Source organism: Neisseria sp. RH3002v2f, assembly GCF_014596375.1.
Classification (GTDB): Bacteria; Pseudomonadota; Gammaproteobacteria; order Burkholderiales; family Neisseriaceae; genus Neisseria; species Neisseria cinerea.
Genome location: NZ_MAYZ01000012.1, coordinates 20194 through 43627, shown reverse-complemented (window position 1 = coordinate 43627; position 23434 = coordinate 20194). Strand labels below are relative to the sequence as shown.

21 protein-coding genes and 1 riboswitch are annotated in these 23434 nt (G+C 50.6%); of the genes, 11 read left to right on the top strand and 10 right to left on the bottom strand.

Features of this window, described 5'->3' with window-relative positions; all coding sequences use genetic code 11:
- Positions 1–113 precede the first annotated feature (113 nt).
- The 9 genes from BBW69_RS00935 to BBW69_RS00895 all read left to right on the top strand — a co-directional run bounded on the left by BBW69_RS00935 (position 114) and on the right by BBW69_RS00895 (position 9409).
- Complete coding sequence (locus tag BBW69_RS00935; RefSeq protein WP_188210110.1) at positions 114–2540, top strand: GNAT family N-acetyltransferase; 2427 nt, start codon at positions 114–116, stop codon at positions 2538–2540.
- Positions 2541–2585: 45 nt separating this feature from the next.
- Complete coding sequence (rpsP, locus tag BBW69_RS00930; RefSeq protein ID WP_002214315.1) at positions 2586–2831, top strand: 30S ribosomal protein S16; 246 nt, start codon at positions 2586–2588, stop codon at positions 2829–2831.
- A gap of 15 nt (positions 2832–2846) precedes the next feature.
- Positions 2847–3356, top strand: coding sequence for a ribosome maturation factor RimM (gene rimM / locus BBW69_RS00925; RefSeq protein ID WP_003675764.1), 510 nt, complete (start codon positions 2847–2849; stop codon positions 3354–3356).
- A complete protein-coding gene (gene trmD, locus BBW69_RS00920) occupies positions 3356–4105 on the top strand; it encodes a tRNA (guanosine(37)-N1)-methyltransferase TrmD (RefSeq protein ID WP_188210109.1) in 750 nt (249 codons plus the stop codon). Before rimM ends, trmD begins: the two co-directional genes overlap by 1 nt.
- Before the next feature lie 13 nt (positions 4106–4118).
- On the top strand, positions 4119–4484 hold the full coding sequence (rplS, locus tag BBW69_RS00915) for a 50S ribosomal protein L19 (RefSeq protein WP_002214322.1): 366 nt from the start codon (positions 4119–4121) through the stop codon (positions 4482–4484).
- Between the two features lie 316 nt (positions 4485–4800).
- Positions 4801–5526: a metal ABC transporter ATP-binding protein gene (locus tag BBW69_RS00910; protein ID WP_188210300.1), complete on the top strand. Its 726-nt coding sequence runs from the start codon at positions 4801–4803 to the stop codon at positions 5524–5526.
- Positions 5527–5560: 34 nt separating this feature from the next.
- The gene (locus BBW69_RS00905; protein ID WP_188210108.1) at positions 5561–6436 is read left to right on the top strand and encodes a metal ABC transporter permease; all 876 of its coding nucleotides are present in this window, start codon (positions 5561–5563) and stop codon (positions 6434–6436) included.
- 76 nt (positions 6437–6512) lie between these two features.
- A complete protein-coding gene (locus BBW69_RS00900; RefSeq protein ID WP_188210107.1) occupies positions 6513–7427 on the top strand; it encodes a metal ABC transporter solute-binding protein, Zn/Mn family in 915 nt (304 codons plus the stop codon).
- Positions 7428–7747: 320 nt separating this feature from the next.
- Positions 7748–9409, top strand: coding sequence for an electron transfer flavoprotein-ubiquinone oxidoreductase (locus BBW69_RS00895; protein WP_188210106.1), 1662 nt, complete (start codon positions 7748–7750; stop codon positions 9407–9409).
- 87 nt (positions 9410–9496) lie between these two features.
- Here the strand turns inward: BBW69_RS00895 and BBW69_RS00890 are convergent, their stop codons facing one another.
- From BBW69_RS00890 to gcvT, 9 genes are all read right to left on the bottom strand, one after another.
- Positions 9497–9991: a nitrous oxide reductase accessory protein NosL gene (locus tag BBW69_RS00890; protein WP_003675778.1), complete on the bottom strand. Its 495-nt coding sequence runs from the start codon at positions 9989–9991 to the stop codon at positions 9497–9499.
- Positions 9988–10818, bottom strand: coding sequence for an ABC transporter permease (locus tag BBW69_RS00885; RefSeq protein WP_107959918.1), 831 nt, complete (start codon positions 10816–10818; stop codon positions 9988–9990). Before BBW69_RS00885 ends, BBW69_RS00890 begins: the two co-directional genes overlap by 4 nt.
- Positions 10815–11711 carry an ABC transporter ATP-binding protein gene (locus BBW69_RS00880; RefSeq protein ID WP_188210299.1) on the bottom strand — a complete coding sequence of 299 codons (897 nt, stop codon included), beginning with the start codon at positions 11709–11711 and terminating at the stop codon, positions 10815–10817. Before BBW69_RS00880 ends, BBW69_RS00885 begins: the two co-directional genes overlap by 4 nt.
- A 57-nt stretch (positions 11712–11768) precedes the next feature.
- Positions 11769–13124, bottom strand: a complete 1356-nt coding sequence (locus tag BBW69_RS00875) for a nitrous oxide reductase family maturation protein NosD (protein ID WP_188210105.1) — start codon at positions 13122–13124, stop codon at positions 11769–11771.
- 174 nt (positions 13125–13298) lie between these two features.
- Positions 13299–15260 (bottom strand): TAT-dependent nitrous-oxide reductase, encoded by a 1962-nt coding sequence (gene nosZ, locus BBW69_RS00870; RefSeq protein ID WP_188210104.1) that lies wholly within the window; start codon positions 15258–15260, stop codon positions 13299–13301.
- A gap of 127 nt (positions 15261–15387) precedes the next feature.
- Complete coding sequence (locus BBW69_RS00865) at positions 15388–17673, bottom strand: NosR/NirI family protein (RefSeq protein WP_188210298.1); 2286 nt, start codon at positions 17671–17673, stop codon at positions 15388–15390.
- 274 nt (positions 17674–17947) lie between these two features.
- Positions 17948–19195 (bottom strand): glutamyl-tRNA reductase, encoded by a 1248-nt coding sequence (gene hemA / locus BBW69_RS00860; protein WP_107959910.1) that lies wholly within the window; start codon positions 19193–19195, stop codon positions 17948–17950.
- A gap of 145 nt (positions 19196–19340) precedes the next feature.
- Complete coding sequence (gcvH, locus tag BBW69_RS00855; RefSeq protein WP_159069345.1) at positions 19341–19739, bottom strand: glycine cleavage system protein GcvH; 399 nt, start codon at positions 19737–19739, stop codon at positions 19341–19343.
- A 147-nt stretch (positions 19740–19886) separates the two neighbouring features.
- Complete coding sequence (gene gcvT, locus BBW69_RS00850; RefSeq protein ID WP_188210103.1) at positions 19887–20987, bottom strand: glycine cleavage system aminomethyltransferase GcvT; 1101 nt, start codon at positions 20985–20987, stop codon at positions 19887–19889.
- A 205-nt stretch (positions 20988–21192) separates the two neighbouring features.
- A riboswitch (glycine riboswitch) is annotated at positions 21193–21289 on the bottom strand.
- Between the two features lie 195 nt (positions 21290–21484).
- On the opposite strand from gcvT, the gene BBW69_RS00845 reads away from it, so the two are divergent.
- Positions 21485–21961, top strand: a complete 477-nt coding sequence (locus BBW69_RS00845) for an Lrp/AsnC family transcriptional regulator (protein WP_025457884.1) — start codon at positions 21485–21487, stop codon at positions 21959–21961.
- Positions 21962–22062: 101 nt separating this feature from the next.
- Positions 22063–22422 carry a YbaN family protein gene (locus BBW69_RS00840; protein WP_107859345.1) on the top strand — a complete coding sequence of 120 codons (360 nt, stop codon included), beginning with the start codon at positions 22063–22065 and terminating at the stop codon, positions 22420–22422.
- A gap of 438 nt (positions 22423–22860) precedes the next feature.
- On the opposite strand, the gene BBW69_RS00835 is transcribed toward BBW69_RS00840, so the two are convergent.
- On the bottom strand, positions 22861–23298 hold the full coding sequence (locus tag BBW69_RS00835) for a hypothetical protein (RefSeq protein ID WP_188210102.1): 438 nt from the start codon (positions 23296–23298) through the stop codon (positions 22861–22863).
- Positions 23299–23434: the final 136 nt, after the last annotated feature.

Here is a 23434-nt window from a genome sequence, read left to right as displayed (position 1 = left end):
AATGCCGTCTGAACCCGCTTCAGACGGCATTGCACAAACAGTTACCCCAAAACAAACACACAGTGAGTGCATCTCCAACAATCACGCACATACCGTCCGCAAAGGAATATATCATGCCGACACAAACCGATCCCGGCTACTTCTTCATGCCCAACCACATTATCCTGATAGGCGCGAGCGAACAACCGTACAGCCTTGGCGAACGCATACTCAGCAACCTGCTGGGCACACCTTTCCAAGGGAAAATTACCCCTGTAAACCCGCGCCACCACACCATAGCAGGACTGCCCTCCTACCCCAACCTCAACAAAATCCCCGGCGGCGCGGACCTTATCATTGCCGTTACCCCGCCCGACAGCTACGACACCCTATTCAAGGCCTGCCAAAAAAAACAACTCCAACACATTATCCTCATACAAGACTGGAACAGCCTCTCCTCCTCCGAGCTGAACACAGCCGAAAACGCCATACGCAAACACCACAGAGACCGCCTCAACATTACCGCCTGCACCACGGCAGGCATTCAGATTCCTTCGCTCGGACTCAACATCAGCACCCATGACGAATACGCCGCAGGCTATACCGCCATACTGACCGGAGATGCCGCCGTCAGCCGCCAAATCGATACCGTCCTCAAAAAACTCCATCAAGGCATATCCCGCCACATCAGCCTGAACTACGGCATCAGCCCCATCACTTCCTCCGACTGGCTCAACCGCTTCGGCCACAGCCTGCACACCAAAACCGCCGTCCTACACCACAACCCGGAAGAGGACCAACGCAAACTGTTCAGTGCCATCCGCCAATTTACCCGCCACACACCACTTATTCTCCACATCACCTATCGCACGACCGAAACCGACCGTGCCGTACTGTACAGCCTCGCCCGCCGTTGCAACTTCCTCATCAGCTTCAACACCGACGATCTCGAAGCCGCACTACGCGCCCAACTATCTAATCTTCCACAGCTGTCACGACTCGACATCCTGTCCGACACGCCTGCCGAATGGCTGCACGCATACACACCGGCAAACCTCTCGCTCCACTTCCCGACAACATCCCGTCAAGTCAGCAACGGATACATAACCTGCACGCCCACGCCCTCGCTCTGCCACAACATCGTATCCCGCCAACTTTCACACCCCGATACGCAAGCCGTATTGACAATACTCACCCCTTCCGGACACAAAGACTATAAAAACACAGCACGCGCGCTTATCCGCCTATCAGAACAAACCGCCAAACCCCTGCTCATCAGCAGCCCCGTATCAGACGGCATAAACCACTTCGACTCACCCACACAGGCAATCCGCACACTCGCCTTTCACAATACCGCCGCTGAACTAAAGCAGCTGCAGCTTTGCACCGCACCGCTGAAACCATGCCGTCTGAAAACCCCGCAACCCCAAAATATCAAAAAAGCCCTCGAAACAGCCAACCTATCACTGCTTGCAGAATCCCTGCACCTTCCACCCTATCGCTCTTCCACCCACAACGCCGTACAATTCCAATTCGACAGCCATCCCATTTACGGCAATATTCTGACCGTACGGTACGCAGGGCAAACCACGGCCGCCCTTCCCCCGTTTACCACACAGGACATCCTCCATATCGCCCAGTTTGCCGAATTGAAAGACCCGCAAACCCTTAACCAGTTCCTTCACACACTGACTACCCTTTCCAACCACAACCTGCACATCGGCAAAATCACCCTCAACCTAAACGGCGGACAATACAATACCGACTTTGATCTGAAAGCACCCGAAACACACAATGCACCCGGACGCAAAACAACAAGCAAGACCGTACAAACCCTCGAACACGCCGCCGCAAAAATGCAAAGTGCCGCCCAATACCTGAAACACAAAAACCCGGCAGCCTCCGAGTTCCTCCGACACACAAGCGAAGCGGCCGCCGAACTGCTCGGCAGCAAAACCGTAACCGATAAAAAAACACCCAACGTGCTCCCGCCCTACCCTGAGGCATACCCAAAAATACTGTCTCTAAAAAACAACATAACCGTTACAGTAAGCCCGCTGCTGCCCGAAGATGCCGAGGCCAAACAAAAATTCATCCGAAAACTCAGTCCCGAAGCACGGTACACACGCTTCATGACCCACACCAACGAACTTCCTGAAGGTACATTGGCACGCTTATGCAACCCGGACTACTACTGCGAAGCCGCATGGACGGCAAGAGATAATAACGACAACATCGTCGCCATCGTCCGCCACAGCCGCTTGAACCGCAACGAATGCGAGTTCAGCATCGCATTGACAGAAAATATGCGCGGCAGCGGGCTGGCACAGCAAATGATGAACCTCGCCATCCATACCGCAACACAACAAGGCTACCGGACTATGAGTGCCAACATCCTCAAAGCCAACACTCCCATGGTTAAACTTGCTGAAAAATCAGGATTTACCCTCAAAGAATCAGACACCGAAAAAAACCTATACCGTGCATACCTTCACCTCGTGCCCGACAAAACAACAACAAAAACAAATAAAAACTTGCACACCAACCACAAAATACCCTAAAATTGGCAGTTTCTATATATCCGATTTTCTCAAAAGGACCTAAAGATGGTAGTTATCCGTTTGGCACGCGGCGGCTCAAAACACCGCCCTTTCTACAACGTCATCGTTACTGACTCACGCAGTCGCCGCGACGGCCGCTTCATTGAACGCGTAGGCTTCTACAACCCCGTAGCCAACGAAAAACAAGAACGCGTACGCCTCAACGCAGACCGCCTGAACCACTGGATTGCACAAGGTGCGCAGGTTAGCGACTCTGTTGCAAAACTGATTAAAGAACAAAAAGCCGCATAACCCTCATTTTCCGCCATGACAGACACTCAAAACCGGGTAGCCATGGGCTACATCAAAGGTGTATTCGGCATAAAAGGCTGGCTAAAAATTGCTGCCAATACCGAGTATTCCGACAGCCTTTTGGATTACCCCGAGTGGCAATTGGTTAAAGACGGAAAAACTGTCGTCGTTACCCTTGAGGAAGGTAAAGTTGTCAACGGTGAGCTCCAAGTCAAATTTGAAGGTATAAACGACCGCGACTTGGCATTCTCATTACGCGGTTACACCATCGAAATTCCCCGTGAAGCATTCGCACCGACGGAAGAAGGAGAATACTACTGGGCCGACTTGGTGGGCATGACCGTTACCAATAAAGACAATACCATCCTGGGTAAAGTCAGCAACCTGATGGAAACAGGTGCAAACGACGTATTAGTGGTTAATGGAAAATACGGGCAAATCCTGATTCCATTCGTATCACAATATGTTGAAACAGTCGATACCGGCAGTAAAACCATTATTGCCGATTGGGGTTTGGACTACTAATGCTTATCCAGGCGATTACCATTTTCCCGGAAATGTTCGACAGCATAATCCATTACGGTGTAACGGGGCGTGCAAACAAACAGGGGATTTGGCAGTTTAAATCGGTTAATCCCCGAGCGTTTGCCGACAACAGGCTGGGCTATATCGACGACCGCCCCTTTGGCGGTGGTCCTGGAATGATTATGATGGCTCCACCGCTTTATGCGGCAATAGAACATGCCAAAACACAATCTTCCCAAGCTGCAAAAGTCATCTACCTCAGTCCGCAAGGGAAACCGCTGACACATAAAAAAGCGGTAGAACTGGCCAAGCTCCCGCATATGATTTTATTGTGCGGACGGTATGAGGGCATAGACGAAAGGCTTCTGCAAAGCAGTATCGACGAAGAAATCAGCATCGGAGATTTTGTTGTTTCCGGCGGAGAGCTTCCTGCCATGATGCTGATAGATGCAGTTTTGAGGCTGCTGCCGGGCGTATTGGGCGACATACAGTCTGCCAAACAAGACTCGTTCTCAAACGGTATTTTGGATTATCCCCAATACACCAAACCATTAGAATTTCAAGGCATGGCTGTTCCGGAAGTATTACGTTCCGGCAACCATGGTTTGATTGCGGAATGGCGGTTGGAACAATCGCTTCGCCGCACCCTAGAGCGCAGACCCGACTTATTGGAAAAGCGCAGTTTAATCCCAAAGGAATCCCGCCTCTTGAATAAAATCCTACAAGAGCAACGGGAAATCCAATCATAATTTAGGAAAAACAATGAACCTGATCCAACAATTGGAGCAAGAAGAAATTGCCCGTCTGAACAAAGACATCCCCGAATTTGCACCAGGCGACACCGTAGTTGTATCCGTACGCGTCGTAGAGGGTACACGTAGCCGTCTGCAAGCCTACGAAGGCGTGGTTATTGCCCGTCGCAACCGTGGTCTGAACAGCAACTTTATCGTCCGTAAAATTTCCAGCGGCGAAGGTGTTGAACGTACTTTCCAACTGTACTCTCCTACCGTTGAGAAAATTGAAGTCAAACGCCGTGGTGACGTACGCCGTGCCAAACTTTACTACCTGCGCGGCCTGACCGGTAAAGCTGCACGCATTAAAGAGAAATTGCCTGCACGCAAAGGTTAATCCAAACGATTTTCCCCAATGCCGTCTGAACGTTCAGACGGCATTTTTTATCGCCGCAATATCAACAAGACAACGATATTCCCAATCCGCCCCCTGCTTAACAAGCACTCCCATCCATTCAAGCAAAATTTACAGACCAAACGTTATACAGTATCATATCCGCCATATTAACGATAAACAACCCACCTGCCTCTCTTCTAAAACCGCAAATCATCATGACATACTCCCTTTTATTATCAGGCCTAATCCTTCGACTCGTCCTTGCTCTGATTGCCGTAACCCTTATATGGGGAACTTACTTTTGGGCAATATCCGCATGAGTATCATCGTTGAAAACCTAACGGTCAGCTACCACCGCCGACCTGCCGTGCACCATGTGGACATTACTTTTGAAGAACATAGCATGTGGGCGGTTTTCGGTCCCAATGGCGCAGGAAAGTCTACTTTTCTTAAATCCTTGATGGGATTGCAGCCTCTCGACACAGGCAGCATCCGGCTGGACGGACTAACCCGTCAAAACATTGCCTACCTTCCCCAGCAGTCCGACATCGACCGCTCTCAACCTATGACCGTTTTCGACTTGGCCGCAATGGGGCTTTGGTATGAAATCGGCTTTTTCAAAGGCATAAACTCAACTCAAAAGCAACGTGTTCACGAAGCCTTGAAGCGCGTCGGAATGCAACGGTTTGCCGACCGTCAGATTGCCTATCTCTCAAACGGACAATTTCAGCGTGTCCTTTTTGCCCGAATGCTGGTTCAAAACGCCAAATTCCTACTTCTGGACGAACCCTTCAATGCCGTTGATGCACGGACAACCTACGAGCTTCTCGACGTATTGCAAAAATGTCATTGCAACGGACACGCTATCATTGCCGTTTTGCACGATTACGAACAAGTCCGTGCCTACTTTCCTAACACTATGCTGCTGGCACGTGAAAAAATTGCGGCAGGTGCAACTGAAACCATACTGACGGAAGCCTATCTTGCCCAAGCCAATGCCAAGATGCAGAAACAGGAAAGCCCTGACTGGTGCGCTTCATAATACCATCTAAAACCATGTCCCCGTACCAAACACTATGACTCCCTACGACCTGCTTATCACACCCTTTGCAGAATTTGACTTTATGCGCTACGCCCTCGCATCCGCCTTCTGCCTTGCCCTTAGTGCCGCTCCTGTCGGCGTATTCCTCGTCATGCGGCGAATGAGCCTGATAGGTGACGCACTGAGTCACTCCGTCCTTCCCGGAGCAGCCGTCGGTTATATGTTTGCAGGCCTGAGCCTGCCCGCGATGGGCTTGGGCGGCGTAGTTGCAGGAATGCTGATGGCGCTGCTTGCCGGACTCGTCAGCCGTTTTACCACGCTCAAAGAAGATGCCAACTTTGCTGCCTTTTACCTGAGCAGCCTCGCCATCGGCGTCGTTCTCGTTAGCAAAAACGGGAGCAGCGTCGATTTGCTCCACCTCCTTTTCGGCTCTGTACTTGCCGTCGATATTCCCGCACTGCAACTCATCGCCGCCGTCTCCAGCCTCACGCTCATTACCCTTGCCGTCATCTACCGCCCCCTCGTACTGGAAAGCATAGATCCCCTGTTTCTCAAATCCGTCAACGGCAAAGGCGGACTTTGGCATGTTACTTTCCTCATCCTTGTCGTCATGAACCTCGTATCCGGCTTCCAAGCCCTCGGTACCCTCATGTCGGTCGGTCTCATGATGCTGCCTGCTATCACCGCCCGCTTATGGGCAAGAAATCTGGGGATGCTCATTCTTTTATCTGTCCTCATTGCCCTCTTTTGCGGTTTTACCGGACTACTTATTTCCTACCACATCGAAATCCCTTCCGGACCCGCCATTATCCTCTGCTGCAGCACCCTCTACCTACTTTCCATCATACTCGGCAAAGAAGGCGGCATCTTGCCCAAATGGTTCAAAAACCACCGCCACCATACCACCTGACACGGCAGGCTGCTTGAACAAACAGGCAGCTTGTTTTACCATAATGAATGTTACGTTATATCACAGGAGAACAGTCATGAAACACCCCAAACTCACCCTAATCGCCGCATTACTGACCACTGCCGCAACTGCCGCCCCTCTTCCGGTTGTAACCAGTTTCAGCATTTTAGGCGATGTGGCCAAACAAATCGGCGGAGAGCGCGTATCCATACAAAGTTTGGTCGGAGCCAACCAAGATACTCATGCCTATCACATGACCAGTGGCGACATTAAAAAAATCCGCAGTGCAAAACTTGTCCTGATTAACGGTTTAGGTCTCGAAGCTGCCGATGTACAACGTGCCGTCAAACAAAGCAAAGTATCCTATGCCGAAGCAGCCAAAGGCATCAAACCCCTCAAAGCCGAAGAGGAAGAAGGCGGACACCATCATGATCACGACCATGACCACGAAGGACACCACCACGACCACGGCGAATTTGACCCGCACGTCTGGAACGACCCCGTCCTCATGTCCACCTATGCCCAAAACGTCGCCGAAGCCCTGATAAAGGCCGACCCCGAAGGCAAAGTTTATTATCAACAACGCTTGGGCAACTACCAAATGCAGCTTAAAAAACTGCACAGCGACGCACAAGCCGCATTTAATGCCGTCCCTGCCGCCAAACGCAAAGTCCTGACCGGACACGATGCCTTTTCCTATATGGGCAAACGTTACCATATCGAGTTCATCGCCCCGCAAGGTGTAAGCAGCGAAGCCGAGCCTTCAGCTAAACAAGTCGCCGCCATCATCCGACAAATCAAACGCGAAGGCATCAAAGCCGTATTTACCGAAAATATCAAAGATACCCGCATGGTTGACCGCATCGCCAAAGAAACCGGTGTCAACGTCAGCGGCAAACTGTATTCCGACGCACTCGGCAACGCACCCGCAGACACCTACATCGGCATGTACCGCCACAATATCAAGGCAATGAGCGAAGCCATGAAATAACCCTCCAACCCGAATGCCGTCTGAAACTCTTCAGACGGCATTTTGACATCGTGCACGGCCGTCTGTTTCTAAACCACCCAAAACCGCCGTTACCGATTTTTGAATCCAATCTGACAAAATCAGCAAAATATCCTGCCATCTTCCCAACTTGAAAAGTATGGATACAAACCACCAATAAAAAATATTCACGCCCATATGAGGGCAAATGCCGTCTGAATGCATGAGAAGCTATTTCAGACGGCATTGTTTTATTTGGTAAGCAACTGTCTGCGTTGTATAATTGCCCGTTTTAGAATCGATAATAAACAATAGGAACCGCCATGACAGAATCCATCACCCGCGACAGTATGCAATACGATATCGTGATTGTCGGCGCAGGCCCGTCGGGTTTGTCCGCCGCCATCAAACTCAAGCAGCTTGCCGAACAGAACGGGAGTGAAATCAGCGTTTGCGTGGTGGAGAAAGGTTCAGAGGCGGGTGCACATTCGCTGGCGGGCGCGGTCATTGACCCGATTGCGCTGAATGAGTTGATTCCCGACTGGAAAGAAAAAGGCGCGCCGCTGACGCGTGCGGTAACGCAGGACAAGGTTTTGTTCCTGACCGAGAAAAAAGCGTTCAACCTGCCCGTTACCCCCAACTTCGACAATCACGGCAACTACATCGTCAGCTTGGGCGAAGTCGTGCGCTGGTTGGCAGAGCAGGCGGAAAATATGGGTGTGGAAATTTATCCAGGCTTTGCCGCCGCCGAAGTGCTGTATCACGAAGACGGTTCGGTCAAAGGCATTGCGACCGGCAATATGGGCATTGGAAAAGACGGCGAGCCGACCGATTCATTCCAGCCCGGCATGGAGCTTTGGGCACAGCAAACCCTGTTTGCCGAAGGTTGTCGCGGTTCGCTTTCCAAACAAATCATCGAACGTTTCCAACTCGACCAAAACAGCCAGCCGCAAACTTACGGCTTGGGCATTAAAGAAATTTGGGAAGTGCCGTCTGAAAAACATCAGCCCGGCTTGGTGGTACACAGCGCGGGCTGGCCGCTGGACAGCAAAACCTACGGCGGCGCGTTTGTTTACCATTTCGACGACAACAAAGTTGCCGTCGGTTTCGTGGTCGGTTTGGACTATCAAAACCCTTATCTGTCGCCGTTTGAAGAGTTCCAACGTTTCAAAACCCATCCCGAAATCCGCAAAACCTTCGAAGGCGGCCGCCGCATTGCTTATGGCGCGCGTTCGCTGATTGAAGGCGGTTTGCAAAGTCTGCCGAAGCTCTCGTTCAAGGGCGGCGTTTTGGTCGGCGATGCGGCTGGATTCCTCAATATGCCGCGCATCAAAGGCATTCATACCGCGATGAAGTCTGCCATGCTTGCCGCCGAAGTCGTGTTCCCCTTGTTGGAAAACCTTGAAGAAACAGAGGGTTTCGACAGCGGCAAAGAAGCGGCGGATTATCAGCAACATTTTGAACAAAGCTGGCTGTATCAAGAGCTTTATGCCGCGCGCAACGTCCGTCCGTCATTCAAATGGGGCGTTTACCTCGGCTCAATCTATACCGGCATCGACCAGATGATTTTCAGAGGCAAAGCCCCGTGGACCTTGAAACATCACGGCAAAGACAACGAGCAGCTCAAAAAAGCCGCCGCGTGCAAGCCGATTGATTATCCGAAGCCCGACGGCATATTGACCTTCGACCGCTTAAGCAGCGTCTTCCTCGCCAATCTCGCACACGAAGAAAACCAGCCCGACCATTTGGTGCTGAAAAATCCGCAAACGATGATAGACGTGAACTACAAAGAATACGCCTCGCCCGAAACGCGCTATTGTCCGGCCGGCGTGTATGAAATCGTCGAAGAAAACGGCAGCCCGCGCCTGCAAATCAACGCCGCCAACTGCGTTCACTGCAAAACGTGCGACATCAAAGACCCGACGCAAAACATCACTTGGATTTGCCCCGAAGGCGCAAGCGGACCGAATTACGGCGGGATGTGAAGATTCTTACCTGCCGACACTATATCGGACAAGAAAAGGAAAACCGGCCGAAACTTCTTTTTAAAGTTTCGGCCGGTTGTGTCAATATTATTTGAAAATATAGGTATCAGGCATATCGTCGAAACCGACAACCTTACCGCCTTTATCCTTTGCAAATTTTTCAGCCTGCTCCTTGTTGCCGAACGGCAGCGCGTCTTCCGCACCCATACCGCCGATAAAGCCACTGTCAATGACATAAAAGGCTTTTTTCGCATCTATCCACTTCGTGTCGGCATTGGGATTTGTCCAATCGGTAACATTACCCATATCGGTAACGTAAATAACACGGATGCCTTTAGGCTCTTCGGGCAGTTTGGTATAGCCGAACATCTGCTTGATGGTGGAGAACCAAACTGGCTGGTCAGGTTTGCCGTTCAAGAAAATCTGGGCTTTTGGGCCGTTGTGTTCGGTCAGATTCATACTGCAATAGTGTCCGACCGAACGATCGCTAATCTGCTGAGGTAAAGGAGGCGCCGCCTCTTCTGCCTGCTGGCAGGCACTTAAGGCGAAAACGGCAACAATTGCCGACAGGGTTTTTTTCATATTTGTCGCTTTCCAAAAATTCTGGCTGCCAAGATAAGCGGAATAATAACCCATAAAACCTGCGCGGTCAGCAAAACAGGAACCGTCAGGCTGATTTGTCCGCTCAAACCCGCCATACCTGCATACATAGCAGTATTTTCATAACCGGTCAGGTTGAGCAGGCGGTAGATGTCGGTAGGATTAAACAGAAGCACTGTTTCAACGACAGGCGCGGTAATAACCTGCTGCGAGTCGGCAACCAGAATACCCAGTAGGGCCATATCGAAGATGACGACGAAAAATAACCACACACCGATGGAAATACCGGCCGCCGTACCCCGTTCTTTGACTTTTGCACTGATTAAGTAGCCCATGGACAGAAAAGCCGCACCGAGGATGACGCTGGCGGCAATCAACAATGCAAAGGGTTTCCAGGCGGCAATATCAAAGCTGCCGTTGGCAAGTTGCAGCGTAATGCCTGCCAATCCGTAACCGGCAGCAGTGGCAAGGGCGAGGATGATGAGGTGTCCGATAAACTTGCCGGCAAGTATTTGATTACGCGAAATAGGATAACTCAACAGAAGCGCCATCGTACCGCGCTCAATCTCCCCAATCAGTGCATCGTAGGAGAGCAGCATGGCAATCAGCGGAATCAGGAAAATAGACAGGCTCGACAGGCTGACGACGGTAACGGTCAGCGGGTCGACCTTGACCGAACCGGTGGGCGAGCTGCCGAGAAAACCTAAAGAAAGGGCGAGTGCGGCAAGCAAGAGGGCGGCGGCAAGAACCCAACGGTTGCGCAGGCTGTCGCGGACTTCTTTGCCGGTAATAATCCAAACAGGGTTCATACGTCCTCCCTTTTCAAGAACTGTGCGTACATTTCATCAAGCGTCGGGGTGTGGATATCGAGATAGGCAAGGTCGGACAGGCTGCCCAGCTCGCCCAAAAGGTTCATGCGTTCTTCCGCCTGACATTGTGCCCGGTAAGAAATGCCGTCTGAAAGCGGCTGCCAGCGTCCGCTCAGGGTACGCGGCGCATTGAGGCGGATATTGACGGTCAGCGGCAGTCCGCTTTGGATGTGCAATTCGTCCATGCTCCCGTCGGCAACCTTAACGCCGTTTTTCATCACGACGATACGGTCGGCGTGTCCGTCCAATTCTGCAAGGGCATGGGTACTGAGCAATACGGTTGCGCCTCGACCGTTGAGTTCGCGTACGACTTCGTAAAACATTTGTCGTGATGCAGGGTCAAGACCGGTTGTCGGTTCGTCAAACAGCAGGACTTTGGGCTCGCCCAGCAGGGCTTGTGCCAGGGCAAGGCGTTGGCGCATACCTTTAGAGTAAGTACCGACGCGGCGGTGTGCTGCTTGGGAAATGCCGACGCGCTCAAGCAGCCCGCGGTTTTGTGTGAGCGGCTGTTTCTTAAGTTTCGCGTAAAAGTCCAGCGTTTCGATGCCGGTCAGCGAGGGGTGCAGCGCAACAGTTTCAGGCAGGTAGCCGATTTGACTGCGCAGCTGCGCTCCCGCTTTACTGCCGGTACGTTCGCCCAAAAGCATCACTTCACCTTCGGTCGGGGTAATCAACCCGAGTATCAACTTCATGATGGTGGATTTACCCGCGCCGTTGTGTCCGGCAAGCCCGACGCTTTCTCCGGCCTTCAAAACCAAATCAACTTGGTTGACCGCTTTTTGCGTACCGAACCGTTTGGTTACATTCCTCAATTCGACATGATGTGTGGTCATGGTTTTTCCTTTTGTGTTTTCAGACGGCATTTGAATCCGGATGCCGTCTGAAACAGACTAGTTCAGAGAACCGTTTTCCGCCTTGCCCCATTCCGACTGCCGTGTTTCGGCTTCTTTGAGCAACTCGTCCTTCATTGCATGATAGCGTGTTTGGATTTTGGCAACATAAGGCTTCATCAGCGGTTTGCTGTCCACCACGCCTCCGGGCAAAACGGCGGGAAATTGCGCCTGCGCCCATTTGACGATGCTGATTGCAGGACTATTCATCAGAAGACGTGCAACCGGCGCGCGCCAGATGATTTGGTCGATAATCCCGTTGGGGCGGTACGCACTGTCGCCAAAGCCGTCGCCGTCAAGATCAAATGCGCTGTTGTCGCTCCAGTAGTTGCCGTGTCCGCCCTCGCTCCAGTCGAGAAAACGCGTGCTGACATATTTGACCTGACTTTCGTTATTGACAAAGGAATTATCATGCAAAGACGTACCTTCGATGGCGGCGGTAAAGTGTATGCCGATTTGACAGTTTTCAAAATGATTGGCGAAAAGTTTATCGTAGTTGGCATTATAGGCAAATACGCACTTGCCTGCCTTGTTGATAATGTTGTCGTGAATATCGGAATAGTTGACATAATTGAGCATGATGCCCTGGTCGCGGCTGCCGACGGCAATATTGTCGAATACTTTGAGCCGCTCTGAAAACATCAGCACATATCCCATATTGTTGCCTACGGAAATATTGCCGCTGATTTCACTGTCGTTGGTGTACATATAGTGGACGGCGAAACGCAAATCGCTGAAGCGGTTGTTTTTATAGGTATTGTATGTACTGGTATTGGAAAAAATGCCGTCCCGTCCTTTGGAAATGTCGTTACCGACAACTTGCGCACCGGGTGCGTTCCAAACGGTAACGCCGTTGCCGCGCTCATTCACGCGCAAAGTTGCATCGCCGACGATTTTATTCTCGCGTACCATCGCATCGGCAGAACCATGCAGATATACGCCGACCGAATTATCAAAAATATTGTTGTGTTCAATCAGGGCGCGCGGGGCGGTTTCTTCGAGATAAATACCGGCATCCATTGCAGGCAGGCTCATACCGGATCGTGTAACGGTCAGATTGCGGAGCGTTACGTCCGGCGCATGCACAGCTATCGTACGGCCGCTCCTGTCCCCTTCCACGGTTGCGGAACGGTCGGCAGGCCCTTCGATCGTAATCGGTTTGTCAATATGAAGTTTGGTTTTATATACGCCGGAAGCAAGTTTAAGTGTATCGCCCTCATGGGCACGGACAAGAATTTCGGCAAGATTGTCTTGCGGGGAAACGTGGACGACGGCTGCCGATGCCGTCTGAAAAATACTGGCGCCGGTAAGTATCAGCACGGCCCTCAGCCATGTACGGAGTGCGGATGTGTGCATGGTGGTGTTCCTCTGTTTCGTTCGGTATGGCAAAACAAAATGAAACATGATTCAAATGGATCTGTTTTTATAGCGAAACCGTCTGGATGTATACCGCAAACGGTTTGGCTATAAATGCCGTCTGAAAACCGGTTGTCTTCAGACGGCATTCTCTATATCAAGTCATCATGCTCATTATTTGGGATGAACAATCATCTGACCGGACATTTCCATGTGCAATGCATGGCAGAACCATTGGCAGTAGTACCAGTGCACGCCCGGACGGACAGCTTTGAAGGTTACGGAAGATGTCGCTTGCGGGCCAATCTCCATAGCGATACCGTAGCCTTCCAAAGTGAAGCCGTGAGTCAAGTCCTCAATGGTCTCAACGTTGGTTACGTATACGGTTACTTCGTCGCCTTGGTTCACTTCAAATTGAGGAACGCTGTAAGCAGGCGCAACGGCAGTCATGTACACGCGTACTTTGTTGCCTTCGCGTACGACTTTGGCAGCTTTTTCCAGCTCAACGCCGTCTTTTTTCGCCTGCTCCAAAGCATCCTGCCAGAACCATGGGTCTTTGCGGTCCCAAGTTTTGCTTGGGCTCACTTTAGACGCAGCAACCAAGCACAAGTCGTGTGGTTCGGCGAAAGTCGGATTGTCATGCACCAGACGCATTTCGTCGCCGGAGATGTCGATCAATTGGTCACACTCGGGTTTCAAAGGACCTGCATTCAAGAAGCGGTCTTTAGAGAATTTGTTCAAAGACACCAGCCATTGACCGTCGGCTTCTTTGGTTTCACCCATGGTCGTATGGTTGTGGCCCGGTTGATAGTGAACGTCGAGTTTTTGTTTGATCGGATCGATTTTCTCACCTTTGTAGGCTTTGATCGCATCGTCAATATTCCATTTCACCATTTGGCTGTCGATAAACAATGTCGTATAAGCATTGCCGCGACCGTCAAATGCAGTGTGTAACGGGCCGAGACCCAGTTGCGGTTCGGCTACGACCACATCGCGCTCTTTGATTTTGCCTGCAAACAAATCGTCCAGTTTGCTGACATCCAATACGGTAACGGTTGGAGACAGTTTACCGTTGAGCATGATGTATTTACCGTCAGGACTTGCGTTACAGCCGTGAGGAGAGTTCGGCACAGGGATATAACGCGTGTATTTGGATTTGGCTTCAGCGCGGCCGTCCAGCATTTTCACACCGTTAACTTCTTTGAAGTCGCCTGCTTTAATACCTTCTTCAATAGCTTTCAGGTCGAAAACGACGCACCAGTCTTGCTCGTTGGAAGACGCACCTTGTACGGTCAGCGCGCGCTCGGAGTTGTAGCAGGTAGAGAACGAATATTTGCCTTGGTAGTCGGCATCGCCGTTGTCCAGGTTACCGTCAACCAATACTTGCCATGCGATCTCCATGGTTTCGCCGTCGATAGCGGTATACACTGCATTCCAGGTTTTTGCATCATCCAGTTTGCCTACGCCGCTAACAGGAGTAATGTGTTCGCCGTTGGCAAAAACGTAACCGGTTTTCGGATAACGTTGCGGACGCAGACCGTGAATACCTGAAGCATTAGGGATGTCGATAATTTTGTCGGTTTTCATCACATCCAGACGCACGCGGCAGACGCGGTTGTTTGCCTTATCGTTGGCGTAAGCATAGCGGCCGTCGTAGGTTTGGTCGGTAAACGACAAGTGCGGGTGGTGCAAGTCGCCGTTGGGGTAGCAACGCAGACCGCTGTCTTGTAAGAATTTACGTGTTTCTTCGGTAATATTTCCGTTGAGGACTTTCAAGCTCTCATTGGTACGTCCCCAACCGGTCGCGCTGTCCATATTGAACACGGGAATACGCATCAGTTCGCGCATGGAAGGCAGACCAATCAGGCGCATCTCGCCGGACTGACCGCCGGAAAGGAAACCGTAATATTGATCAAGCTCGCCCGGACCGACTTCGGAAGACAATTGACCCGGTTTGGCTTCACCATGCTCCTTGGCGGCAGGGGCGGCGCCAGAAGCGGCAGCCTGTTCGCCGTCTTTAGAGCAACCCGCCAAACCTAACAGGCCCGCACCGGCAATACCTGCACCGGAAGCAGCGGCCGTACCTAAGAATGAACGACGACTCAAGCCGTTTTGTTCTAATTTTTCGTCTGACATACAACACTCCTTGGATAAAATACGGCAAACCGGTTTTCGGACGACCTGCCGATGGGAAAAAATTTTGTTCTCCTACCGTGGAAGCCCTGCCCGCCTAACACTTTGGCTTCGGGCTTCCTACGGATGCTTATTTTTCAGATTGCGCCGTTTCGGATTTGACAAAATGGACAACCTGTTCCTGCGGCTGCTTGGATACACTCTCCAATTCCCCTGATTTTGCAGCAGCCTGTTTTTGTTTTTTCTTATTCACTGCCACAACTTGCGGACAGCGCGTATCGTGGTGGTACATGACTTGGCAATGCAGACACTGGATACATTCGTTCGGATGGATATCTCCCTCCGGGGCAATCGCTTGTACAGGGCATTCATGCGTACAAATTTGACAGGGATTACCGCACATTTTATAACGTCTCAGCCAATCAAACACGCGGAATCTGCCCGGCAACGCGATACCGGCTCCCAACGGACACAGATAACGGCAGAAGAAACGTTCGATAAACAGCCCTGCAACCAGAAGAGCAACGGCAAATGCGACAAACCACCACTCGCGTACAAATTTCAAGATAATCGCCGTTTTGAAGGGTTCGACTTCTGCAAATTTTTCCGCCGTACCCAAATCATACAGGGAGATTGCCAAGAGCCCGAAGAAAATCAGGTACTTGATAACGCTCAAGCGGGTATGCAGCATATGCGGTACGATAATCTGTTTCACACCCAGTTTTTTTGCAATCCGGTTAGTCAATTCCTGTAATGAGCCGAACGGACACAACCAACCGCAAAATGTTCCCCTGTTCCACAGCAGCATGGTTGCAGCCGTGAACAGCCAAAGGATGAATACAATCGGATCCATCAGGAAGAATTCCCAATGAAATTCGGTAAGGATGGCGGAAAACAGCGTCAGCGTATTGACGACCGAAAGCTGTGCCTGCGCATACCAGCCGATATAGAAGAGCGTGAAGGTCAAAAAGGCGAGGCGGAAGCGGTCATACCATTTTTCGTAACGCACAATCCAGTCTTGGAACAAAAACACCAGTAACAATATGGTCAGTGCAATGCCGACAACGATAATCTGCCCCTGTTTCGCTTTCCAAATCTGTTTCCATAATTGGTTGGATACACCGTTTTCAGCTGACGCATCTTCGGCAATGCCGTCTGAAGCGGTATCGGATGCCGCGGCAGGCACGGCTTCGACAGGCGCGCTGATTTCTACGGGCGGCGCTTTAGGATCATCGACATAATAACCCTGAGGCAATTCGTAATCCAAATCAGCAGTAACGAAGGCTTTATCGTTCACGCTCAATACGCGCTGAACCATTAATTGCAGACGCCACGGCTCCGCACCGTCAAACTCTACGCCTTCAGGGATGGTAAACCAAGAAACTTCTTTAAAACGCGGCGAACCGGCGGCAGACAGGGCAACTACGCGTTCGTGTTGAGCATCGGTAAAACGGAAGCTGGTCTCTCCCTGAATCATCTCGATACGGTCGAAAATACCGCCGCGCACATAGCCAGAACCTTTCCATGAGTAACGACCCTCTCCTGCAACCAAAACCGCCTGTTGACCAGGTTTCAGCCGTTTTTGCAGATGTGCCCAACCATCCTCGCCCAACAGGCTTTTACCGATGGAGGGCTGACTGACCAAAGCCGTATATAAATCAATGAAGGTATCATCAGGAGCGCCCTGTTCGGCATGATCGGCCACGCCGGCCTTGCCACCTTTCTCAAAAAGTTTGTTGATTTGATCGAGCGTAATATGCAGATGACCGACAGCCTTCTGTTTCAAAAGTTCGTCCCAAGACAAAATGTCCTGCTTGTCGGGATTTGCCATACGGCGCGGACGAGTTTCTGCTGCAGACGCGGCTTCCTGAACATCGGAAGCAGATGCCGTCTGAAGGGCCTTATCCGAACCCAACCGGTATTGGTTGGCAATGACCTTGTATGAACGCTGGATACTGTCGTTGATAACCATCAGCGTAACTGTCGCACCGCTGATAATGTCGCCCGGCGCCACACCCGGAGTCGGAGGATTTTTAATAAAGTTCAGACCGATATATTTATCAATGAATTTATCGACACGCGACTGCGGAATACCGATAAGCATAATCGGCTCATGGTGATCAACCAATTTCGCCCCGGCTATCGTACCGTCTTTAGCCAGCGCCATCAGCGTATCAATCGGCTTACTCGAATAACCGCGCGTATTAACCACATCGGTTGTAATATAAACCAGACCGAGCTGCTCGTCGCCTTTGTAAACGCGGGCGACCATGGGCTTACCTTCCGGTTTGCCGTAACGGTCCGCCCCCGGAAAGATTTCCGAAGGCTGTATTTTCGCCAGAAATTCAGGCAAGCGCTCCGCATGGGCAGGCAATGCCGATATTAAAAGGATAAGGGCGGCAAAAAACGCCGTCATCTGTGCCCGAAACGCGGACATACGTTTGATTGAAAAGCAGGACATGACTATCCCCGATATACCGATACTCTTTAATATTGATATTATATGAATCAACCATCGCCGTTTTTTTGATACAAATCAAATTTACAAATCTTAAAACCGATTTGCATACTGGAATAATACTTTATGATTAAGTCAATGTATTAAATTTCACTACACTTATAAAAGTAAAAGCACACAAACAATATGCCGTCTGAAATCCTTTTCAGACGGCATTTTTCTTAGAATATTGTTATTTTTCCAAATGGTAAATCTGTGCCACCGCATGAACCAAATCGTTATCGCCTTCTCCCGCCTTATTCAAGGTTTGAGTTGGCGAGTGCAACAGTTTATTAGTCAGTTGAATCGACAGCCTTTCCAAAACCTCTTCTGCCGTTGCTCCTTTGGCAAGCTGTTTCATCGCATTTTCCAATACCTGTTTGCGCGCTTTCTCTCCCTCATCCCTCAATGCCCTGATTAACGGGACACTCTGCCTGCCCTGTTGTTGTCTGACAAATTCGACAACCTTCTCAGACACCAGCGCTTCGGCGGCGGCGGCGGCCTTCTGCCTTGCCTCCTTACCGCTTTGGACGATATTGACCATATCGTCCACAGTATAAAGATAGGCATCATTCAAATCGCCAACTTCCGCTTCAATATCACGCGGCACTGCCAAATCAAGCATGAACAACGGCATACTCTGCCTTTGTTTCAATGCACGCTCCACCATGCCTTTGCCGACAATGGGGAGCTGGCTTGCCGTTGAAGAAACCACTACGTCATAATCATGCAAAATAACGGGCAAATCGCTTAACAAGCAAGGGTCGGCATTGACACCGAGTTTGTCGCATAACTCCTGGGCACGCGCCAGCGTCCGGTTGGCAACCGTCATCAATCTGGGGTTTTTAGCGGCAAAATAAGTAGCAACCAACTCAATCATCTCACCCGCACCGATGAATAAAACATTAAGGTCGCCTATATCGGGGAAAATCTGCTCTGCCAACTTGACGGAAGCGGCCGCCATCGAAACTGAATTTTCACCGACAGCGGTATCGGTACGGACTTCCTTGGCAACGGAAAAGGTTTTTTGGAACAGGGCATTGAGTTTCTTACCCATACTTTCCTGCTCTTGAGCTACCCTGACCGCATCCTTAATCTGTCCTAAAATCTGCGGCTCGCCCAACACCATCGAATCCAGCCCGCAAGCGACGCGGAAAGCATGGCGCACAGTCTCCTGCATCCCCAAAGTATAAAGGTAGGGTCTGATTTCTTCTATGGGAAGGCTGTGGTAATCTGCGAGCCAACGGATGATTTCTTCCGAATCGCCTACACAGTAAAGCTCGGTGCGGTTGCAGGTAGAAAGGATTACCGCCTCCGTTGCCGCATTGCTTCGGGCAAGATTGCGGACGGCTTCGGGCAGGCAGGCAGCGGCAAACGCCAGCTTTTCCCGTATGCTTAAAGGTGCGGTTTGATGATTGAGTCCGACAGCGGTAAGTTGCATGAAAAAATCGGTGAAGATGGATATAGACCGTTATTATAGCCTAACTGACCTTGAAGACACAGACAAAAACTGCACTTCCAAACGCATCCTTGCCGTCTGAAAGTGCAGTTCCTTAAATAAGGCATCCTATTATCAGGATAGGAATTTAATCTACTTCGCCTGCGTATTGTTCGGCAGTCAGCAGACCGTCGTAATCGGCAGGGTTGGCAGGTTTGATTTTGAAGAACCAGCCTGCACCGTAAGGATCGCTGTTGGCAGTTTCCGGAGCACTTGGCAAATCTTCGTTGACGGCAACGATTTCGCCTGCAATCGGCGCGTATACGTCAGATGCGGCTTTTACAGACTCAACCACACCGGCTTGTTCTTCGGCAGCCAGGTTTGCGCCGACTTCAGGCAGCTCGACAAACACGATGTCGCCCAACAGCTCTTGCGCGTGATGGGTAATGCCGACGGTGATGGTGCCGTCTTCTTCAAGGCGCAGCCATTCGTGGCTGGCAACGTATTTCAGTTCTGCTGGGATGTTGCTCATGGTTTGATTCTCCATTGGTAGGGGGTTATTTTCAGACGGCATCTATATGAATCAATATTCACAGATACCTTGTTCAAGGCTTTCTACAAACGTCCGTATCGGACAACAATTAAAACCTGCTTTCAGACGGCATATGAAATGAAAATGCCGTCTGAAACCGCATCAATCAAACTGTTTCTGTCCGTTGCGTACAAACGGCAGCTTCAATACGCGCACGTCCACTTCCTTGCCGCGTATCAGCACTTTGGCAGTATCTCCGTCAAAATCTTTCGGTACGCGGGCGATGGCGATGGATTGTTTCAGGCTGGGTGAGAAGACGCCGCTGGTGGTTTCGCCTTTGCCTTTGTCGGTCAACACTTCCATATGCGCGCGCAGGATGCCGCCTTTGTCGAGCAACAAACCGACTTGTTTGACGGCAACGCCTTTTTCTTTCAATGCCAGCAAGGCGGCTTTACCGACGAAATCGCGGCTTTCGTCTTTCAAGTCAACGGTCCAACCCATACCTGCTTCGAGCGGGCTGGTGTCGTCGTCCATATCGTTGCCGTAGAGGTTCATGCCGGCTTCCATGCGCAGGGTGTCGCGCGCGCCGAGACCGCAGGGCTGTACGCCGGCTTGTTGCAAGGCTTTGAAGAATGCGACGGCTTCAGTGCCCGGCAGAATCACTTCGACGCCGTCTTCGCCGGTGTAGCCAGTGCGGGCGACAAACCAATCGTTGCCCAAATCCGCACCTTGGAACGGTTTGAGGTTGTGGACGACATCCGCCCATTCGGGTTTGACGGTCAGGAGTTTTTCGATGGCTTTAGGACCTTGCACGGCAAGCATGCCGAGGTCGTAGCGTGGATTGAAGGCAACGCCGAACTCTTGTCCGACTTTATGGAATTGCGCTGTATCTTTTTCGCGGGTCGCGCCGTTGGATACGATGCGGTATTGGGTTTCGACTTCATTGGTGCGGTAAACGATTAAGTCGTCAATCACGCCGCCGTTGTCGTTGAGCAAAGCGGAATAAAGGGCTTTGCCGACAAAAGCGAGTTTGGCGACATCGTTGGCAATCAATTTGCGGAAAAAGGCTTTGGCATTTGCGCCTGCTACGTCGGTAACGAGCATATGGGATACGTCAAACATACCGGCGTCGGTGCGCACGGCTTCGTGTTCGGCGATTTGTGAACCATAATGGATGGGCAGCTCCCAGCCGGCAAAATCTACCAGCTTCGCACCTGCATCTTGATGGGCTTGGTGAAACGGGGTGGTTTTCAGGGCAGTCATTCTCAGCTTCTCCGGATTTATTGTTCAGATGCCGTCCGCACAAGATGCGCGGAAGACCCTATCTGTCCTTGAACCTGAGATTTTCGGCCGTATCCGCTTGATGACAAACCAGTCTGCTCACTGCTTTGCGCGGCTGTCTGAATGGTGGTTCAGACGGCCTTCTCCCCTTCGGTGGGTGCGATTGCACCGCTCTCCAGATGTTTTATTTCAATGTGCAGTCCCTGTTGCCTGAGCGATTTAAGGGCATCTGCGCCTTCGGCGGCTACGCGTAACCTGATGTAGCTCTCTCCTGCACATGGCGCGATTATGGCTTGAAAAGGCAGTTTGGGCAAGCCGTCTTGAACATATACAGGCCTGCTCCACGAGTTTTAAATCGACTACCTAAAAATGAAAACCAACTCTGATGACTACACAACTTTTTATATGTTAATATGCCCCAAGCCTATATATACGGATTATCTCAACCTGCCCGAATTCCATCAGCGGAACACAAATTTATGACACAAATCACTTTAGACAAGACAGATATTAAAATCTTACAGGTCCTCCAGGAAAACGGTAGGCTGACCAATGTCGAATTATCCGAACGTGTCGCACTCTCACCCTCTCCCTGCTTACGCCGTCTGAAACAGTTGGAAGATGCCGGTATTGTCCGACAGTATGCCGCGCTGCTGTCTCCCGAATCTGTAAATTTGGGCCTTCAGGCATTTATCCGCGTTTCCATCAGCAAAGCAAAAGACGCACGGGAGGATTTCTCCGCCTCTGTTCAAAAATGGCCCGAAGTTTTAAGCTGTTTCGCGCTGACGGGAGAGACCGACTACCTGCTTCAGGCATTTTTTACCGACATGAGCGCGTTCTCCCATTTCGTCCTTGACACGCTTTTATCCCACCACGGCGTACAGGATGCCCAATCAAGTTTCGTTTTAAAAGAAATCAAACATACCACATCCCTACCACTCAACCATCTGTTGTAGGAATAAGGCCTTCCTCCCTATTTTCCCTACCGACACGGCGGATAGGAACGGGCTGGATTCTTACAATACCTGTTTGTCTCCGATAAAGACCGGATTGGAAAATGATACGTTATCTATTGATTATTTGCGGCGGCCTCTCCCTCCTCTTGGGGATTATCGGTATTTTCCTACCCCTGTTGCCGACCACACCGTTCGTGCTGCTCTCCGCCGCCTGTTGGGCAAAGGCATCTCCGCGTTTTCACAGCTGGCTGCACCGACACCGCTATTTCGGCCCTATGGTTCATAATTGGGAAAAAAATCGGGCAGTCCCCCGCAAGGCTAAGATTTTTGCCATTAGCATGATGTCCGCATCATGCCTGTTCATGTTCTGGCAGTTTCCCCAACGTTGGTGGGTAGGCGCAATTTCATCGGTTTTCTGTTCCTTTGTCGCCATATGGATGTGGCGCAGACCCGAATCTTAATGCCGTCTGAAAACCTTCCTCCAAAGCGGTTTCACCGTCGTTATACCGTTAAGATGTTCCGTTGCCTTTTCAGCTGCAACTGCAGCCGAGCCACCGGCAGCAAAATACCACCGTTGATACGGGCGATAGCCGCTCCTAAAAGGAAATGTCCGACGGCTTGGGCGGTTTCGTTTTTGTTTTCACCGTGGCCGAATGTCCTGCCTATTGCTTCGGAGGCATAAGGCGCAGCGGCATTGACTGCGCTTTGTAACCCGCTGGATCGGTGGCGTTAAACAAAGGCCGTCTGAAACGGTTTTTCCGTTTTCAGACGGCCTTTCGTCAAGTAATGGAGGATGCAGACATAATTGGTATTACGGAATCTTCAAGCCAGCGTGCGTGCCATACTCACTCTATAGGGAGGATTTGTTTACATTATGGCTTGTTCTGCATCAACTTACATCAAATATCAGATTTTTCTTCATCGGCTTTATCATTCATTACCTTATTTACGGCTTCTGGAGACAGGGGCTTACCGCATTTGCTACAGTAATCGATTTTCGGAACAGGGGAAATGCCTTTAAAGAAAGTAAAGCTATCCGACCCGATACCGACGGAGGTGCCATAATTCATCTTTTGGAATTCGTGGCAATAGGGGCAGATTCCTGCGATGATTATGTAGAATACAATTATGATACCTCCGAAACTGAAATATATCGCAAATATTATTTGCACAATTGTTATTTGCAGAAAGTTAGAACCCGTTATCACGTCTTGGATAAATGCCAAAACCACTGTGATTCCGAGAATTAAAAAGAAAAATTTCGGAATCCTCATCCTTTTCTGAAACCTGATTGCGGTATCCATGGCTTTGTCTTTGTCATTTAAGTTTGTGTTCATGTTTTTGACCTTCTTTGCTTTTTAAATTGCCGACTTCTTCCGTTCCAAATGTCCCATTTGAACATTATCCCGCCGCCTATTTGTGTTATATTCCGACCGGAATACCTACCGCCCGCCTATAAAAAACGATTACCTA

What these genes read in the sequence shown, in the direction of transcription:
- BBW69_RS00890 (WP_003675778.1), bottom strand. Translation starts at nt 9,991, where the DNA reads ATGAAAAAAACCCTGTCGGCAATTGTTGCCGTTTTCGCCTTAAGTGCC.
- hemA (WP_107959910.1), bottom strand. Translation starts at nt 19,195, where the DNA reads ATGCAACTTACCGCTGTCGGACTCAATCATCAAACCGCACCTTTAAGC.
- BBW69_RS00905 (WP_188210108.1), top strand. Translation starts at nt 5,561, where the DNA reads ATGACTCCCTACGACCTGCTTATCACACCCTTTGCAGAATTTGACTTT.
- BBW69_RS00935 (WP_188210110.1), top strand. Translation starts at nt 114, where the DNA reads ATGCCGACACAAACCGATCCCGGCTACTTCTTCATGCCCAACCACATT.
- BBW69_RS00845 (WP_025457884.1), top strand. Translation starts at nt 21,485, where the DNA reads ATGACACAAATCACTTTAGACAAGACAGATATTAAAATCTTACAGGTC.
- nosZ (WP_188210104.1), bottom strand. Translation starts at nt 15,260, where the DNA reads ATGTCAGACGAAAAATTAGAACAAAACGGCTTGAGTCGTCGTTCATTC.
- BBW69_RS00900 (WP_188210107.1), top strand. Translation starts at nt 6,513, where the DNA reads ATGAAACACCCCAAACTCACCCTAATCGCCGCATTACTGACCACTGCC.
- BBW69_RS00910 (WP_188210300.1), top strand. Translation starts at nt 4,801, where the DNA reads ATGAGTATCATCGTTGAAAACCTAACGGTCAGCTACCACCGCCGACCT.
- BBW69_RS00840 (WP_107859345.1), top strand. Translation starts at nt 22,063, where the DNA reads ATGATACGTTATCTATTGATTATTTGCGGCGGCCTCTCCCTCCTCTTG.
- BBW69_RS00880 (WP_188210299.1), bottom strand. Translation starts at nt 11,711, where the DNA reads ATGACCACACATCATGTCGAATTGAGGAATGTAACCAAACGGTTCGGT.
- BBW69_RS00835 (WP_188210102.1), bottom strand. Translation starts at nt 23,298, where the DNA reads ATGAACACAAACTTAAATGACAAAGACAAAGCCATGGATACCGCAATC.
- BBW69_RS00895 (WP_188210106.1), top strand. Translation starts at nt 7,748, where the DNA reads ATGACAGAATCCATCACCCGCGACAGTATGCAATACGATATCGTGATT.
- BBW69_RS00865 (WP_188210298.1), bottom strand. Translation starts at nt 17,673, where the DNA reads ATGACGGCGTTTTTTGCCGCCCTTATCCTTTTAATATCGGCATTGCCT.
- rimM (WP_003675764.1), top strand. Translation starts at nt 2,847, where the DNA reads ATGACAGACACTCAAAACCGGGTAGCCATGGGCTACATCAAAGGTGTA.
- BBW69_RS00875 (WP_188210105.1), bottom strand. Translation starts at nt 13,124, where the DNA reads ATGCACACATCCGCACTCCGTACATGGCTGAGGGCCGTGCTGATACTT.
- gcvT (WP_188210103.1), bottom strand. Translation starts at nt 20,987, where the DNA reads ATGACTGCCCTGAAAACCACCCCGTTTCACCAAGCCCATCAAGATGCA.
- rplS (WP_002214322.1), top strand. Translation starts at nt 4,119, where the DNA reads ATGAACCTGATCCAACAATTGGAGCAAGAAGAAATTGCCCGTCTGAAC.
- gcvH (WP_159069345.1), bottom strand. Translation starts at nt 19,739, where the DNA reads ATGGAGAATCAAACCATGAGCAACATCCCAGCAGAACTGAAATACGTT.
- trmD (WP_188210109.1), top strand. Translation starts at nt 3,356, where the DNA reads ATGCTTATCCAGGCGATTACCATTTTCCCGGAAATGTTCGACAGCATA.
- BBW69_RS00885 (WP_107959918.1), bottom strand. Translation starts at nt 10,818, where the DNA reads ATGAACCCTGTTTGGATTATTACCGGCAAAGAAGTCCGCGACAGCCTG.
- rpsP (WP_002214315.1), top strand. Translation starts at nt 2,586, where the DNA reads ATGGTAGTTATCCGTTTGGCACGCGGCGGCTCAAAACACCGCCCTTTC.